The 15245-nt window shown below is 63.2% G+C and carries 14 protein-coding genes; 12 read left to right on the top strand and 2 right to left on the bottom strand.

Annotated elements, in window-relative coordinates; genetic code table 11:
- Positions 1–5 precede the first annotated feature (5 nt).
- Positions 6–992, bottom strand: a complete 987-nt coding sequence (locus OKW29_RS26855) for a DMT family transporter (protein WP_184066148.1) — start codon at positions 990–992, stop codon at positions 6–8.
- 63 nt (positions 993–1055) lie between these two features.
- On the opposite strand from OKW29_RS26855, the gene OKW29_RS26850 reads away from it, so the two are divergent.
- The 5 genes from OKW29_RS26850 to OKW29_RS26830 all read left to right on the top strand — a co-directional run bounded on the left by OKW29_RS26850 (position 1056) and on the right by OKW29_RS26830 (position 6829).
- Positions 1056–1247, top strand: coding sequence for a hypothetical protein (locus OKW29_RS26850; RefSeq protein WP_429293252.1), 192 nt, complete (start codon positions 1056–1058; stop codon positions 1245–1247).
- Between the two features lie 51 nt (positions 1248–1298).
- Positions 1299–2759, top strand: coding sequence for an IMP dehydrogenase (guaB, locus tag OKW29_RS26845; protein ID WP_187610480.1), 1461 nt, complete (start codon positions 1299–1301; stop codon positions 2757–2759).
- A 6-nt stretch (positions 2760–2765) separates the two neighbouring features.
- Positions 2766–3509, top strand: coding sequence for a hypothetical protein (locus OKW29_RS26840; protein ID WP_429293251.1), 744 nt, complete (start codon positions 2766–2768; stop codon positions 3507–3509).
- 215 nt (positions 3510–3724) lie between these two features.
- Positions 3725–5308, top strand: coding sequence for a glutamine-hydrolyzing GMP synthase (guaA, locus tag OKW29_RS26835; protein WP_429293250.1), 1584 nt, complete (start codon positions 3725–3727; stop codon positions 5306–5308).
- Between the two features lie 222 nt (positions 5309–5530).
- Positions 5531–6829 (top strand): tyrosine-type recombinase/integrase, encoded by a 1299-nt coding sequence (locus tag OKW29_RS26830; RefSeq protein WP_429293249.1) that lies wholly within the window; start codon positions 5531–5533, stop codon positions 6827–6829.
- Between the two features lie 273 nt (positions 6830–7102).
- Here OKW29_RS26830 and OKW29_RS26825 read toward each other — a convergent pair whose 3' ends face one another.
- Positions 7103–8755, bottom strand: a complete 1653-nt coding sequence (locus tag OKW29_RS26825; protein ID WP_429293248.1) for a Na+/H+ antiporter — start codon at positions 8753–8755, stop codon at positions 7103–7105.
- Between the two features lie 570 nt (positions 8756–9325).
- Here OKW29_RS26825 and OKW29_RS26820 point away from each other — a divergent pair.
- The 7 genes from OKW29_RS26820 (at position 9326) to OKW29_RS26790 (ending at position 15244) form a co-directional block, all read left to right on the top strand.
- Complete coding sequence (locus tag OKW29_RS26820) at positions 9326–9697, top strand: response regulator transcription factor (RefSeq protein WP_429293247.1); 372 nt, start codon at positions 9326–9328, stop codon at positions 9695–9697.
- 377 nt (positions 9698–10074) lie between these two features.
- Positions 10075–10743 carry a c-type cytochrome gene (locus OKW29_RS26815; RefSeq protein ID WP_429294943.1) on the top strand — a complete coding sequence of 223 codons (669 nt, stop codon included), beginning with the start codon at positions 10075–10077 and terminating at the stop codon, positions 10741–10743.
- Between the two features lie 13 nt (positions 10744–10756).
- Complete coding sequence (locus OKW29_RS26810; RefSeq protein ID WP_429293246.1) at positions 10757–12040, top strand: c-type cytochrome; 1284 nt, start codon at positions 10757–10759, stop codon at positions 12038–12040.
- A 7-nt stretch (positions 12041–12047) separates the two neighbouring features.
- The gene (locus tag OKW29_RS26805) at positions 12048–12239 is read left to right on the top strand and encodes a hypothetical protein (protein ID WP_429293245.1); all 192 of its coding nucleotides are present in this window, start codon (positions 12048–12050) and stop codon (positions 12237–12239) included.
- A 29-nt stretch (positions 12240–12268) separates the two neighbouring features.
- Positions 12269–12838 (top strand): cytochrome C oxidase subunit II, encoded by a 570-nt coding sequence (locus OKW29_RS26800; RefSeq protein ID WP_429293244.1) that lies wholly within the window; start codon positions 12269–12271, stop codon positions 12836–12838.
- Positions 12828–14450, top strand: a complete 1623-nt coding sequence (locus OKW29_RS26795; RefSeq protein WP_429293243.1) for a cbb3-type cytochrome c oxidase subunit I — start codon at positions 12828–12830, stop codon at positions 14448–14450. The genes OKW29_RS26800 and OKW29_RS26795 overlap by 11 nt, the downstream gene beginning before the upstream one ends.
- Entirely contained in the window at positions 14447–15244 is a 798-nt protein-coding gene (locus tag OKW29_RS26790) for a c-type cytochrome (RefSeq protein WP_429293242.1), read from the top strand. The genes OKW29_RS26795 and OKW29_RS26790 overlap by 4 nt, the downstream gene beginning before the upstream one ends.
- Position 15245 lies beyond the last annotated feature (1 nt).

The following is a 15245-nucleotide window of genomic DNA, read 5'->3' as shown; positions in this document are numbered from 1 at the left end:
TCACCTCAAGGCGCCGCCGTCTGCGCCTTATCGTTCATGCCCTCGATGCGCGCCGCACCCGACGAATCGTCGTCCGAATGCCGGCGCACCGACCACCAGACCCCCGCCACCAGCAGCAGGATCGCCGCGAGTTCGAGCGGGCGCGGCAGGCGCTCGTCGTAAATGAACGCGTAAAGCAGCGCGAACAGCGTCTCGAACACGATCATCTGGCCGGACAGCGTTAGCGGCAGCCGTTTTGCCGCGGCATTCCACAGGCCGTTGCCGAGCCACGACGCGCCGATCGCGAGTGCGAGGTTGAGCAGCCAGAACGTGTGCCAGCGCGGGTCGGCCAACTCACCCTGCGGGCCGCCCGACGGCAGCACCGCGACCACGAGCCACAACGCGCCGCCGAGCGCGCCAGTCACGACGCCCCACAGCACCGACCACTCATTGCCGCTGAAATGCGTCTGACGCTGCAGGTAACGGGCGTTCTCGACCGCGAACCAGGTCCAGCAGATGAGCGCGCCCACCGCGCAGGCCACGCCGAGCAGGCGCGTCGCGATGCTCACCGGCGCCGCGCCGGCCACCGTAAAGACGTCGATATTGATGCAGACGATGCCCGCCATCACGGTCGCGAGCGGCCATGCGAGGCGCGCGAGCGGCACCGCGCCGTGATCGCGCCGGCCGACCAGCGTGACCGTGACCGGCAGCACGCCGACGATCAGCGAGGCCGGCGCGATTCCGATCAGGTGCACGGCGGCCGTCAGCAGCAGGTAATAGACGATATTGCCGGCCAGCGCGAGCTTGACGAGCGCGATCAGATCCTCGCGGCTCAGCCGTTTGGCGAGCGAACGCGCGATCGGCAGCGCCGCGGCGAGCGACACGACGCCGTACATCGAGTAGCGGCCGGCGACGAGCAGGAGCGGGGAGAAGTCGGGCAGCACCCGCGGCACCAGAAACACCATGCCCCACAAGGCTCCGGCCATGACGCCATAGACGACACCGCGCTGCATCGACTGCCTCTGCTGGATAAACTGGAATGGCCGGCAGAATAGCGGTTTTGCGAGCGGGGCGTCTTGTTCGATCCTGCATTCGGACCGCTCGACAGGGTACGTGCCGCGAAAATGCCGCCGGCTCTGCCCCGATTTCGCCTGCGAACGCGCAATCGAAACCCGATCGAACCCGACGCGAACAGGCAAGCGAAATCGACGCAGGCCGGAGCGGCAAAAAATCGTCTGAAATTCGCTAAGCTGCTGTTCGCGCAGTGAAAACCGGGGTGGTATCGCGTATAATTCGCTTTTGCGCCTATAGGATTTGCCATGCGTCTGATCCAAACAGCACTCACGTTCGATGACGTGCTCCTCGTCCCGGCCTTCTCCGATGTTCTGCCGCGCGACACCAGCCTCAAGACCCGGCTGACCCGCAACATCTCCCTCAACATGCCGCTCGTGTCCGCCGCGATGGACACGGTCACCGAAGCACGTCTGGCAATCGCCATGGCGCAAATGGGCGGCGTCGGCATCATCCACAAGAACCTCACGCCGGCCGAGCAGGCGCGTGAAGTCGCGAAGGTCAAGCGTTTCGAGTCGGGCGTCGTGCGCGATCCGATCACCGTGCCGCCGCATATGAAAGTGCGCGACGTGATCGCACTGTCGCGCCAGCATGGCATTTCGGGCTTCCCGGTCGTCGAGGGCTCGCAGCTCGTCGGCATCGTGACGAATCGCGACCTGCGCTTCGAAGAGCGTCTGGACGAGCCGGTGCGCAACATCATGACGCCGCGCGAGCGCCTCGTCACCGTCAAGGAAGGCACGCCGCTCGCCGAAGCGAAGGCGCTGATGCACAGCCACCGCCTCGAGCGCGTGCTGGTCATCAACGACGCATTCGAACTGCGCGGCCTGATGACCGTCAAGGACATCACCAAGCAGACCGAGCACCCGGATGCATGCAAGGACGAGCACGGCAAGCTGCGCGCGGGCGCGGCGGTCGGCGTCGGCGCGGACAACGAAGAGCGCGTCGAGCTGCTCGTGCAGGCCGGCGTCGACGTGATCGTCGTCGATACCGCGCATGGCCACAGCAAGGGCGTGCTCGAGCGCGTCAAGTGGGTCAAGCAGAACTTCCCGCACGTCGAGGTGATCGGCGGCAACATCGCAACCGCCGCGGCTGCCAGGGCGCTCGTCGAATACGGCGCGGACGGCGTCAAGGTCGGTATCGGCCCGGGCTCCATCTGCACGACGCGAATCGTCGCAGGCGTCGGCGTGCCGCAGGTCACCGCTATCTCCAACGTGTCCGAAGCGCTGAACGGCACCGGCGTGCCGGTCATCGCCGACGGCGGCGTGCGCTTCTCGGGCGACGTCAGCAAGGCGCTCGCGGCGGGCGCCAGCGCGGTCATGATGGGCAGCATGTTCGCCGGTACCGAGGAGTCGCCGGGCGAGGTATTCCTGTACCAGGGCCGCCAGTACAAGTCGTACCGTGGCATGGGCTCGGTCGGCGCCATGAAGGACGGCGCGGCGGACCGCTACTTCCAGGACAACTCGGCCAACATCGACAAGCTGGTGCCGGAAGGCATCGAAGGTCGCGTCGCGTACAAGGGTTCGGTCAACGCGATCCTGTTCCAGCTGATCGGCGGCGTGCGCGCGAGCATGGGCTACTGCGGCTGCCGCACCATCGCCGAAATGAACGAGAAGGCCGAGTTCGTGCAGATCACCGGTGCGGGCCTGCGCGAGTCGCATGTGCACGATGTGCAAATCACCAAGGAAGCGCCCAACTACCACGTGGACTAAACGCCCATGAAGCCACTGCTGCGCGTTGTACTGATCCTCGATGCGTTGTTGCTGCTGGCGTTCGGCCTGCTGTTCGTGCTGACGCCGTGGACCTCGCTGTACGACGCGTTGCAACTGGTGCCAACGGAGCCGATGCTGGTCGGCCAGGCGTTCGGCGTCGCGCTGATCGGGCTCGCGTGGCTCGCGTTGCATGCGTCGTTCGACGGGGCGCTGACCTCGACGGTCGCGAAGGTCGTCGGTCATGTGCACTGGCTGATCGGCGTGCTGATGCTGGTCTGGCTGCTCGGGCTGCATACGCCGTCGCTGACCGGTTTCGGCCAGATCGTGGCGGTGCTGGCCGGTGTCGTGCTGGTGGTGATCGGGCTCGGCGGCGTGCGACTGTCGGGTGCGGTGCGGCGGCGCGAGAAGGGGATCGTGATCAAGCCCTCGTCGAGCAAGGCCGACAGTCGTGCCGATAAGCGTGCCGCGAAAGAAGCCGAAAAGGATGCCGCACGGCAGCGTGAACCCGAACGCGACAACGCGCGCGAGCCACGTGCCTCAGCGGGCTTTCCGGTCTATCACGCCGAGCCGGTGCCAGAGCCCGTCGTGCCGGTCACGCGGCCGGCCAATCCGGCTGCCCCGGCTTCCATTGCCACTACCGCGCCGCTTCATCCGGCCGCAAGCGAGCCCGGCCTGAGCGAGTCCGAACGCGCTGCGCGCGACACCAGCAACGACGTGCCCGGCGCACCCCGCCCGCCGTTTCATGGTTGAAGCGCCGCGCGCGAGGCCGTTTGCCGAAGCTACCGGATTTCGTTCGCGCGCATCGCAGGCGGCGAGTTCCGTGGTTGGCCGCGCCCTTGTGCTTCATCGTAATGTTGGCTGTCCGCGCCGCGCCAAGATCGTCGCCGCGCGGACCGCTTTGAATTCGACGCCGCGCCTCGCGCGCGGCATTCCGTATCCGCTCACTTCTGATTCCGTCCGCTGCCATGCATGACAAGATCCTGATTCTCGACTTCGGTTCGCAAGTCACCCAACTGATTGCACGTCGCGTTCGCGAAGCCAACGTGTATTCGGAAATCCATCCGTACGACGTCGACGCGTCGTTCATCCGCGACTTCGCGCCGAAGGGCGTGATTCTGTCGGGCGGCCCGAGCTCGGTCACCGAGGAAGACACGCCGCGCGTGCCGCAAGCCGTGTTCGAACTCGGCGTGCCGGTGCTCGGCATCTGCTACGGCATGCAGGCGATGGCGCAGCAGCTCGGCGGCAAGGTCGACATCGGTCATCTGCGCGAATTCGGCTACGCCGAAGTGCGCGCGCGCAACCATACGAGCCTGCTCGAAGGCATCAGCGACTTCACCACGTCCGAAGGCCACGGCATGCTGAAGGTATGGATGAGCCACGGCGACAAGGTGCTGGAGATGCCGCCGGGTTTCGCGCTGATGGCATCGACGGAATCGTGCCCGATCGCCGCGATGGCCGACGAGCAGCGCCGCTTCTATGGCCTGCAATGGCATCCGGAAGTCACGCACACGGTGCAGGGCCGCGCGATGCTCGAGCGCTTCGTGCTGCAGATCTGCGGCGCGAAGGCCGATTGGGAAATGGGCCACTACATCGACGAAGCCGTCGCGAAGATTCGCGAGCAGGTCGGTAACGAGCACGTCATTCTGGGCTTGTCGGGCGGCGTGGATTCGTCGGTGGCGGCGGCGCTGCTGCACCGCGCGATCGGCGATCAACTGACCTGCGTGTTCGTCGACCATGGCCTGCTGCGCCTGAACGAAGCCGAACAGGTGATGGCGCTGTTCGCCGATCACCTTGGCGTGAAGGTGAATCACGTCGACGCGAGCGAAGCATTCCTCGGCAAGCTCGCCGGCGTGACCGATCCTGAAGCGAAGCGCAAGATCATCGGCGCGGAGTTCGTCGAAGTGTTCCAGGCCGAAGCCGGCAAGCTGACCGACGCGAAGTGGCTGGCACAAGGCACGATCTATCCGGACGTGATCGAATCGGCGGGCAAGGGCAAGAAGGCCGCCCAAACCATCAAGAGCCACCACAACGTCGGTGGTCTGCCGGAGACGCTGAACCTGAAGCTGCTCGAACCGCTGCGCGAGCTGTTCAAGGACGAAGTGCGCGAGCTTGGCGTGAAGCTGGGTCTGCCGCACTCGATGGTGTATCGCCATCCGTTCCCGGGTCCGGGTCTGGGCGTGCGGATCCTCGGCGAAGTGAAGCGCGATTTCGCGGACCTGCTGCGCCGCGCGGACGCGATTTTCATCGAGACGCTGCGCAACACGATCGACAAGGAAACCGGCAAGTCGTGGTACGACCTGACGAGCCAGGCATTCGCGGTGTTCCTGCCGGTCAAGAGCGTCGGCGTGATGGGCGACGGGCGCACCTACGAGTATGTCGTCGCGTTGCGCGCGGTGCAGACGCTCGACTTCATGACCGCGCATTGGGCGCATTTGCCGCATGAACTGCTTGGGCATGTGTCGAACCGGATCATCAACGAAGTGCGCGGGATCAACCGGGTCGTCTACGACATCTCGGGGAAGCCGCCTGCGACGATCGAGTGGGAGTGATTTAGACTGCTCCCAAGTCGTTCCGGGAGGTCCGGTTTTCCATGTTTTTCCGTTTAAAAACATGAGGTTATTGTCCGGTGTGTTCTGCTGTTATCCGGGCAATGCCTGGTGGAAATGTCGGTATCGGTGACGGTACAGACGTTTCTTCCTCGGACGGCCTTGTCCGATACCGTCAAGTCAGTCTGACGGTATCGGTTGACGGTATACGTTCGAGGAGTCCCTATGCTCACAGACATGCAGTTGCGAGCGCTGAAGCCGGCCAAGAAGATCTACAAGGTTGCCGATCAGCGGGGGCTATATGCGGCAGTGACGCCTTCAGGCGCGGTGAGCTTCCGGTACGACTACCGGGTGAACGGTCGCCGGGAAACCTTGGTAATCGGCCGGTACGATCCGTCACATTCCGCACGAAAGCCACGCAAGCCAGACGAACTCGGATTCGGAATGGCTATCAGCCTCCCGGAAGCCCGGCTTCTACGCGACCAAGCCTACGGGGCAATCCAACGCGGAGAGAGTCCTTCACGTGCGAAAGTCGAGAAACGGGTCGAGGCGACCGAGGCGCTAACGTTTGGTAAGTGGGCGGAGAAATACTTTGTGGAGACTGCTCTTGCCGACTCCACGCGAGCGATGCGCAAATCGGTATATGAGCGGAATCTCGCGTCGGAATTTGGCCGGCTGAAGTTGGAAGAGATCACGCCCGCACGACTGATGGCGCGCTGCGAGAAGATCAAGGAGAGGGGCGCCGCGGCCCCTGCCGTGCAGGCGCGCGACATCGTTCTGCAGGTCTACCGTTTCGTGCAGGCGCGGGGACTAAAGGTGGACAATCCTGCGGAGGCCATCCGCCCATCTGCCATCGCCAGCTTCAAGCCGCGCGATCGGGCACTGTCGCCTGCTGAAATCCACGTGTTTTTCAGTGCATTGGAGCAGACGCCGACGATGCCTACGCTGCGTCTTGCTATCAGATTCATGCTGCTCACGCTGGTGCGCAAGTCCGAGTTCATTCTGGCGATGTGGGGTGAGATAGATTTCGACGCCGCAGTCTGGACAATTCCGAAGGAACGGATGAAGGCCGGTCGTCCCCACATTGTCTATCTGAGCCAACAGGCTCTGGACATTCTGGTCGCATTCAAGACGTGCTTCGGAGCGAGTTCATACGTGCATCCCGGCCGCTATGAGACGGCCTCGCCAATAAGTGCGGCGACTCTGAACCGCGTCATTGACAGCACGGTCAAGCTGATACGCGACGGCGGGGCAGATTGTGATCCTTTCACGGTGCACGATCTGCGTCGGACGGCCAGCACGCTGTTGCACGAAGCAGAGTTCAACACCGACTGGATCGAGAAATGCCTCGCTCACGAACAGCGTGGCGTGCGCGCGGTCTACAACAAGGCGGAGTATGCAGAGCAGAGGAGGGCGATGCTCCAGGCGTGGGCAGATATGCTGGACGGCTGGATTGGTACGAATCCAAAGGCGAGCGTCCTTGCGCTGGCACAGCCAGCCAAGATTCGTGAGTACGTCTCTTGAGCTCGAACTTCTGGGTGCTCAAGAATGTACCCGTTTGCACTCGGATCGCCATGTTTGATGCTGGACGGCAAGAAACAGAATTTGATAGTACGCCGAAAATTTCTTGATGAATCGGATTCAAACTTATCTTTATAGCGCGGTGCTCGCGACGTTTCTCCGAAACTCATCTCACGGATTCATGTGCGGCCACCCTTGTGAGGGATGGCGCGTGGTCCGCATCGACACAGTGTGGGTAACTGGCTATCGAGCTACTTGAAGTACCGGGCCAAGGCCTCAGTTTCGGGAACTGCGGACACTAAACCGTGATTCCTGCAGATCGACCTCGCGAACCAGGTCTCGAACCAGTTCGTCCGTCAGCTTGCCCGACTGGGCAATACGATACAGCTCTTCCCGTTCGGCACTGAGGGCAAGGAGGCGCATCCTGCGTTCGATTTCGTCGATCTGCATGCCGTGCCTCGCGTGCGCGCCGGTATGGCAACGCGATTCGATCTGCTCGCGATAGTGTGCGATGAGACGCGCCGCGGCCTGCGAGAAAAGGTCGGCGTCTTCCGCCGCCTTCCCTGTCTTATGAAGGGCACGCTCAACGGCAATAATCGCCGCCCGAGCCGCAGCGGATCGAGCCTCATCCTCTTGCCGCTGCTCCAGCGTGCCGGGAGGGACCCTGATGCCGCTCAACACATAGGGCAGCCCGACGTTTGCAGCGACCAGGGTAACCACAATCACGCCGGCGGCGAGCAATATGGCGAGGTCTCGCGCCGGGAACGACGAGCCGTCTTCGAGAAACAACGGCAGGGTCATCACGCCGGAGAGCGAAACCGCGCCGCGTACTCCAGCCAACGACGTCGCCGCGATCAAACGCCAGTCTGGCGAGTTGATCGTCCGGGCGCTGCGACCGCCGCGAAACAAGATCAGGCGCAGGGCAACCCAGGTCCACAGAGACCGTACAACAAGCAGCGCGCAACTGATTACGGTGACATAGAAGAGCAGCCATACTTCCTCGTCCCTCCCGGTTTGGCGAATCGCTTGTCGGGCTTGAGCAACGACGCCCGTAAGCTGCTGGCCGAGAAGAATAAAAATCACGCCATTGCCGGCAAATTGAAGTGCATCCCAGACGGCGGCCCGGCGGATACGCGTGCCTGCCAACGCCCTTCCCGAGAACTCCTCGTAGCTCATCACGATGCCCGCCGTCGCGGCTGCCAAAATACCCGATGCGGCGAGCCGGTCGGCCACAATATACGAGCCAAACGGCAGCAGCAAGCTGATAAGAATCTGTGTGCCAGTCTCTTCGCCAAAAAGTCTCGCCGTCCAGTCCTTCGCCGCGCTCGCCAAAAACGTCACCGCTGCGCCGACGGAAACACCGCCGACCAATAACCACACGAAAGTACCACCCGCCTCGACAAGTGAAAATGAGCCGGTCACGGCAGCCGCAATCGCGAAGCGAAGGCAGACGAGACCCGAGGCGTCGTTCAGCAGAGCCTCCCCTTCCAGCACGTGCATTAACCGCTTCGGAATAGGTACACGTTCGGCGATTGCCGACACCGCGACAGCATCAGTCGGAGAAAGCGTTGCCGCTAACGCAAAGGCGACGGGTAGCGGCATCATCGGAATAAGCCAATGAATGAAGAAACCTGCTCCCATCACCGTGAACAGGACCAGACCGAGCGCGAACGCGCCGATCGTCCACTTGTCGCGAAAGAGCCCTTCCTTTGAAATGCGCCAACCATCAAGAAAAAGTAATGGCGCGACGAACAACAGCAAAAAGACGTCTGGAGCGAGCGAAACCCGGAAGCCAAACACTTGGGCAATTAGGGCACCTATCGCAATCTGAACAAGAGCAAGGGGAAGCGGAATCCTGGCGACACGTTTAACGAAACTGCTGGCAATGACGCACGCGAGCAGTTCGAGAGTGATTGTTATCGTTTCCAAAACTCAGTCCCCACGGTTCCACCCCACGTATTGCTTCACGAACGATGTTGCCAGGTGGACATATCGTCGTCAACTGCATCTCCGACGTCTCTGCCAACCCCCGTCTGAGCAAGCTGCTCTGCTACACATTCCCATCGACGCAATCTTCATGTTCTCTGCATCCCTTTCTGCGCTGGGTCGACCTTCGAATTGTGCGTCGATTTTGACGTTTACACGACCTTGCGCTTTTACTTCCCCAAAACGTGCCACCGTTAGTCCCCCGCGCTGCCAACGGAACTAAGTTTGAAACGCTGTTGTGAGAAACGAAAGTAATTTTTAGGAGAGGCTGCGGAACAGTCCTATCGCCGATCCCGCCAGTGGGCCGTCGCGGGGCGCCCGCGAATGGCATGTGGGAACCCTTCCAGCCCGATGACTGGGGCGACACGCTTTGGGTAGCGGTCACATGTTCGATGCGCTATACGTTCGTATGATTCTCGTTTGGTTTGCTCCGAACTACGCTTGCTGTAATGGACGTGCTCGTAATTGATCGCGCTTTTGTGTCCCGTTTCCCGAAAGATCGGGGTCCTCCGTTTGGATACCTCCCAGATAGTTGCGATAGTCGATGACGATGAGGCGGTTCGTCTGGCGACTTCAAGCCTCGTGCGTTCCCTGGGCTGGAGGGTGCGTACTTTTGCGTCGGCGGAGGAATTCCTGCGGTCCGGCCACGTCGGCGACACGTCGTGCCTGATTTCAGATGTGCGGATGCCCGGCATGTCGGGGGTCGCCATGCACACTCACCTTCTCGAACTAGGAACTGCGCCGCCGATCATTTTCATCACTGCGTTTCCGACCGCTTCGCTGCAGGCGGAAATTCAGGCGAACGGCGCACTGGTTTTGCTCGAGAAGCCGTTTGACGCCGCTGCTATGGCGCATTGGCTCAATGTCGCGCTGGGCCAGCCGTAGGCGGTGCAACGCCCGCAAGTGGGGCGCTGGAAATGGAGTACTTCGTGCTTGTTTCCGTAGGGCCTGTTGCGTATGAAGAGTGCTGGGTCGTCGGTTTTACGCTGACGGGTCACTCGGGACAAACTCAAGTATGAGCTTGCCGTAGCTATGCGCGTGTATGCCAACCGTTCGTAGAATGGGCTTTGTTTTTCTTGAAAACCTAAGTTGAATTTGTGGCAGCGCGCGGACGCACGAGGGTGGTGGGGCGGCGCTAGAAGAAAGGTGGTCAAGCAAACACGGCGAAGGTCAACTTCGCTTCGGCCAAGGCAATCCGTACGAGGAAACTGGTGACGAATCGCATCGAATTGTTCATCGTCGCGCTGTATTCGGTGTGCGCGATGTCCGCTGAACCGACGCACGTCTCGAGCCCCAACGCCGAGGCGGCGCCCGACACCATGCAGGCTCGCGTCATGGGCTGCGCGGCCTGTCACGGCGCGCACGGTGAAGGCACCGACAATGACTATTTCCCGCGCCTCGCCGGTAAGCCGGCCGGCTATCTGTACAACCAGTTGCTGGCGTTTCGCGATGGCCGCCGCAAGTACCCGCCGATGAATTATCTGCTGGCCTATTTGCCCGACGCCTATCTGCGCCAGATTGCGGACTACTTCGCCGCCGAGCGTCCGCCTTATCCCGTGCCTGCCACCGCGAGCGTCGGCGCGCAGACGCTCGCGCTCGGCAAGGCGCTCGTGAGCGACGGCGACCGCGCGCGCGGCGTGTCCGCCTGCGCCAGCTGTCACGGCGCGGCGCTGACCGGCATGGAGCCGGCGATTCCAGGGCTGCTGGGGTTGCACGCCGACTACATCAGCGCGCAACTGGGCGCGTTCCGCTATGGCACGCGCCGCACCGTGGCGCCGGACTGCATGCACACGATTGCGACGCATTTGAGCGACAGCGACATCACTGCGATCGCGGTGTGGCTCGCCGCGCAGCCCGCGCCTGCCGATCCGCAGCCCGCCGCCGCGGGCACCTTGAAGATGCCGCTTGCTTGCGGCAGCGTTTCTCACTAGCCGAGGCTGCGACGTGCCCAGTTTCCGAAAGCTCACCGCCGTCACCGCACTTGCCGGACTGCTGCTTCGTGCCGTAGCGCTGTTGGGCGTCTGCGCCGCGCAGGCCGGCACGCCCGTGGACAGCCAGGCGGAGGTCATCACGCGCGGCGAATATCTGGCCCGCGCCGGCGATTGCATCGCCTGCCACACCCAGCCCGCTGGCAAGCTGTTCGGCGGTGGCCGGCCGATGGACACGCCGTTCGGCGCGCTCTATACGCCCAATATCTCGTCGGACAAGGTCGACGGCATCGGCAAGTGGAGTGCCGACGAGTTTTACCGGATGATGCATACCGGCAAGTCGCGCGACGGCTCGCTGCTGTATCCGGCCATGCCGTTCGCGTCCTATACGAAGATCACACGGGCCGACTCGGATGCAATCTACGCGTATCTGCAATCGGTGCCGCCGATCCATCAGCCGAACCGTCCGCACGAACTGCGCTTCCCGTTCAACCAGCGCCAGTTGCTGCGCGGCTGGCGCGCGCTGTATATGCACGAGGGCGAGTATCAGCCGGACCCGACGCAGTCGGTCGAATGGAATCGTGGCGCCTATCTTGTCGAAGGGCTTGGCCACTGCACAATGTGCCATACGGCGATCAACGCGCTGGGCGGCAACTCCCCCTCGAAGCAGTTCGAAGGCGGCCTGATTCCCATGCAGAACTGGTATGCGCCGTCGCTGACCTCGAACAAGGAAGCCGGCCTTGGCGACTGGAGCATCGACGACATCGTCGACCTGCTGCACTCGGGCGTGTCGCGGCGCGGCGCGGTGTACGGGCCGATGGCCGAAGTCGTCTACGACAGCTTCCAGTACCTTTCCGAAGACGACGTGCGCGCGGTCGCGGTCTACCTCAAGGCGTTGCCGGCGCGCTCCGGCGAAGCGCAGCAGAACCCACCCGGCGCCGCGATGACCGAGGAAGAGAATCGCCTGACGCCGCTCGGCAAGAAAATCTACGACGCCCAGTGCGCGATCTGTCACGCTGCGCAGGGGCAGGGCAAGTTGCCGAACTTCCCGCCGCTCGCCGAAAACCAGTCGATCCAGATGAGCTCGTCGGTCAATCCGATCCGCATGGTCCTGAACGGCGGCTATGCGCCGGGCACCAGCAAGAATCCAATGCCGTACGGCATGCCGCCGTTCGCCCAGACCCTGTCGGACGAAGAAGTGGCCGCCGTGGTGACCTACATCCGCACGGCATGGGGCAATCACGGCACACCCGTGACCGTGAAGGAAGTCAACGAGTTGCGCTCGGCACCGATCTTTTGAGGCAGCGATGATCAGATCCCCCCTCCCTTCAGGCGACGACGGCGCCGCTTCCCGCGACGAAGCAGAACGCGTCGACCAGATCGTCAGCAGCGGCCCGCGCGGCGCGATCGCGGTGGCCGGCGTCGCGACGGCCATCGTGATAGGCATGTGGTACGTGTTCTACTTCCTGGTGTTCCTGCCGCGCGGCGTCATCCAATAAGCGAACCCCTCATCGAACCAGATGGCGCCATGTCGAACCCTACCGTTCCCGACCCGCACACCTCCGCTGAAGTCGCCGCGCGCATCGAGCGCCGCTGGGCAGCACTCGCGGTGCTGCTCATCGCGAGCACCGTCGCGGTGGTGATCTTCACCGGACTGCACTGGGCGGCGATGCCGCCCTCGCGCGTCGAGACGATCCGGCCTGAAACGCTGAACATCGCAGGCGAATTTATCGAGAGCAATCTCGGCAGCGCTCTCGAGTCCGACGGCTCAGTCACCGTGCGCATCATCGCGCAGCAGTACTCGTTCACGCCGCAGTGCCTGCTGGTTCCCGCTGACACACCGATTACTTTTCGCGCGACGAGCGCCGACGTCGTGCACGGCTTTCTCGTCACCCATACCAACATCAACTCGATGGTTGAGCCCGGCTATATCTCCACTTTCAGCACCACCTTCCCGGAGCCGGGCGATCACCTGATGCCGTGCCACGAATATTGCGGCACGGGCCACCAGGGGATGTGGGCGCATGTGAACGTCATCGACAAGGCCAGGTTCATGCAAATGGCCGCCAATTCGCGGAGACTCAGCTGTGTTAAATAACAAGCGACTCGTGCTCTCGCATTTCTGGCTGGCGTTCGGCGTCTTCGGCGCAGCGCTATTGCTCGGCGCGTGGCAGATGTATGTGCGCAGCCCGCTGCACGCGTGGCTGCAGGACTCCGAAGTCTACTACCGCTCGGTGACCGAGCACGGCACTGTCATGGGCTACGTGTTCCCGACGCTCGTGGCGATGGGCTTCGGCTATGCGGTCACCGAGCTTTCTCTCAAGCGCACGCTCATCGGTGTGCGCTGGGCGTGGCTCGGGTTCGTGCTGGTGGCGGCGGGCGCGGTCATGGCCTCGATCACGGTCGCGCTCGGGCTGGCCTCGGTTCTCTACACGTTCTATCCGCCGATGATCGGCAGCGTGTTCTATTACCTCGGCGTGGTGCTGGTGGTGGTGGGCTCGTGGATATGGGTGGCGCTGATGTCGGTGAACCTCGCGGCGTGGAAGCGCGACAACCCCGGCATGCCGGTGCCGCTGCCGATGTTCGCGACCGTGGCGGGTGCTTACCTGTGGGGGTGGACCGCCGTGGGCGCGGCGCTCGAAATCATCTTCCAGATCCTGCCGGTCGCCTTCGGCTGGAAGACGACGATCGATGCGGGCCTCGCGCGCGTGTTCTTCTCGTGGACGCTTCACGCGATTGTCTATTTCTGGCTGATGCCGGCCTATATCGCGTTCTACACGATCGTGCCGCGCGCGATCGGCGGGCGGCTCTACAGCGATATGATGGGGCGCATTGCGTTCATCCTGTTTCTCGTGGTGGCGATGCCGATTGGCATTCACCACCTGTTCGCCGATCCGCAAGTGGGCTCGGGCTTCAAGTTCCTGCAGTCGGTGTTCACGGCGCTGGTGGCGGTGCCCACGCTTCTGACGGTGTTCACGATCTGTGCATCGGTGGAGATTGCCGCGCGCCTGCGCGGCGGCAAGGGCGCGTTCGGCTGGCTTCGCGCGCTGCCGTGGGACAACCCGCAGATGCTAGCGCTCGCGCTCTCGTTCGTGATGCTGGGCTTCGGCGGCGCGGGTGGCCTCATCAACATGAGCTACCAGCTCGACTTGACGATCCACAACACGCAGTGGATTACCGGGCACTTCCACCTGATCTACGCTGGCGCGATCGTCATCATGTACTTCGCGATCGCCTACGACTTGTGGCCGCAGATCACGGGCCGCGCGATGACGAACTGGAGGCTCATGCGCCTGCAGCTGTGGCTGTGGTTCATCGGCATGATCGTGCTGACGTTCCCGTGGCACTGGGTCGGCATTCTGGGCATGCCGCGCCGCATGGCGTACTACGACTACACCGACCCGGAGATCGCGGCGCAGGCGATCTGGGTGGTGATGTCGGCGATCGGCGGCTTCATCCTCGTGCTCTCGGCGATCGTGTTCTTCGTGGTTCTGATTCAAGGGCATCGCAGCGAAGCCGCCGAGCCCGAGGAATACCGCTTCAGTACCGCGGTGCACGAGCCGCGTACGGTGCCGGTGGCGCTCAACGGCTTCGCGCTGTGGCTCACGCTGATGGTTGCGCTGACGGTGCTCAACTACGGCTATCCGATCGCGCAGTTGATGGCAAGAGGCGACACCGTCCCGGTAATTCCGATTGGAGCCCGGCGATGAGCGAAGAACGCCTGTTCTCGTGGAGCAATCGCTGGTTGAAGACGAGCGTCATCGCCACGGCCGCGGTGTTCGTGTTCGGCGTGGCGGTGGGCTTCGTATGGCTGCCGTCGGTGCAGCGCGATGCGCAGTTCCAGGGTCTCTGGAATGCGATCTGTAGCGCGGCGGGGGTGCCGCAGCATTGGCTGGCCAACGAGGCGCCGGTGGCGCCGCACGTGCGGTTGAGCAAGGTGGAAGTGACGCCTCAATTGCTCGCGGGGGCGACGCGGCTGTCGATCGGACGCGGCGCCACTCTATCGCTGCGCTGCACGATGTGCCACGGCGAGCGCGGCATGAGCGGCGCGAACTCGCCGAATCTGGCGGGGCAGTATGCGATCATGGTCTACAAGCAGTTGCAGGACTTCCAGAGCGGCGCACGCGCGAACGCCGTGATGTCGCCGATGGCGGCGAACTTGAGCGACCAGGACATGCGCGATCTGGCCGCCTACTACGCGTCGCTGCCGCGACCGAGGCTGGCGCAGGGCCTCGATGCGGCGGGCGCCCCCGGGATCGTCCTGCATGGCGCGCCGCTGCGCAATATTCCGGCGTGCGCGACGTGCCATGGCGGGATCGACAACAAGGCGGGCAGCCCCTGGCTCGACGGTTTGCCGGCGGCCTATACGCAGGCGCAGCTGCAGGCGTTCGCGTCGGGCGAGCGGCATAACGATATCTCAGAGCAGATGCGCAACATTGCGCGCAATATGACGCCGGATGAGATCGCCGCTGCCGCTTCTTACTACGCAAACCTGACGCGGTGAT

The sequence above is a fragment of the Paraburkholderia sp. CI3 genome (assembly GCF_050436505.1).
GTDB classification, from domain to species: Bacteria; Pseudomonadota; Gammaproteobacteria; order Burkholderiales; family Burkholderiaceae; genus Paraburkholderia; species Paraburkholderia tuberum.
Note: the sequence above shows the minus strand (reverse complement) of the source record. Positions and strands in the feature narration are given on the sequence as shown.

What these genes read in the sequence shown, in the direction of transcription:
- guaB (WP_187610480.1), top strand. Translation starts at nt 1,299, where the DNA reads ATGCGTCTGATCCAAACAGCACTCACGTTCGATGACGTGCTCCTCGTC.
- OKW29_RS26830 (WP_429293249.1), top strand. Translation starts at nt 5,531, where the DNA reads ATGCTCACAGACATGCAGTTGCGAGCGCTGAAGCCGGCCAAGAAGATC.
- OKW29_RS26815 (WP_429294943.1), top strand. Translation starts at nt 10,075, where the DNA reads ATGTCCGCTGAACCGACGCACGTCTCGAGCCCCAACGCCGAGGCGGCG.
- OKW29_RS26805 (WP_429293245.1), top strand. Translation starts at nt 12,048, where the DNA reads ATGATCAGATCCCCCCTCCCTTCAGGCGACGACGGCGCCGCTTCCCGC.
- OKW29_RS26855 (WP_184066148.1), bottom strand. Translation starts at nt 992, where the DNA reads ATGCAGCGCGGTGTCGTCTATGGCGTCATGGCCGGAGCCTTGTGGGGC.
- OKW29_RS26790 (WP_429293242.1), top strand. Translation starts at nt 14,447, where the DNA reads ATGAGCGAAGAACGCCTGTTCTCGTGGAGCAATCGCTGGTTGAAGACG.
- OKW29_RS26800 (WP_429293244.1), top strand. Translation starts at nt 12,269, where the DNA reads ATGTCGAACCCTACCGTTCCCGACCCGCACACCTCCGCTGAAGTCGCC.
- OKW29_RS26840 (WP_429293251.1), top strand. Translation starts at nt 2,766, where the DNA reads ATGAAGCCACTGCTGCGCGTTGTACTGATCCTCGATGCGTTGTTGCTG.
- guaA (WP_429293250.1), top strand. Translation starts at nt 3,725, where the DNA reads ATGCATGACAAGATCCTGATTCTCGACTTCGGTTCGCAAGTCACCCAA.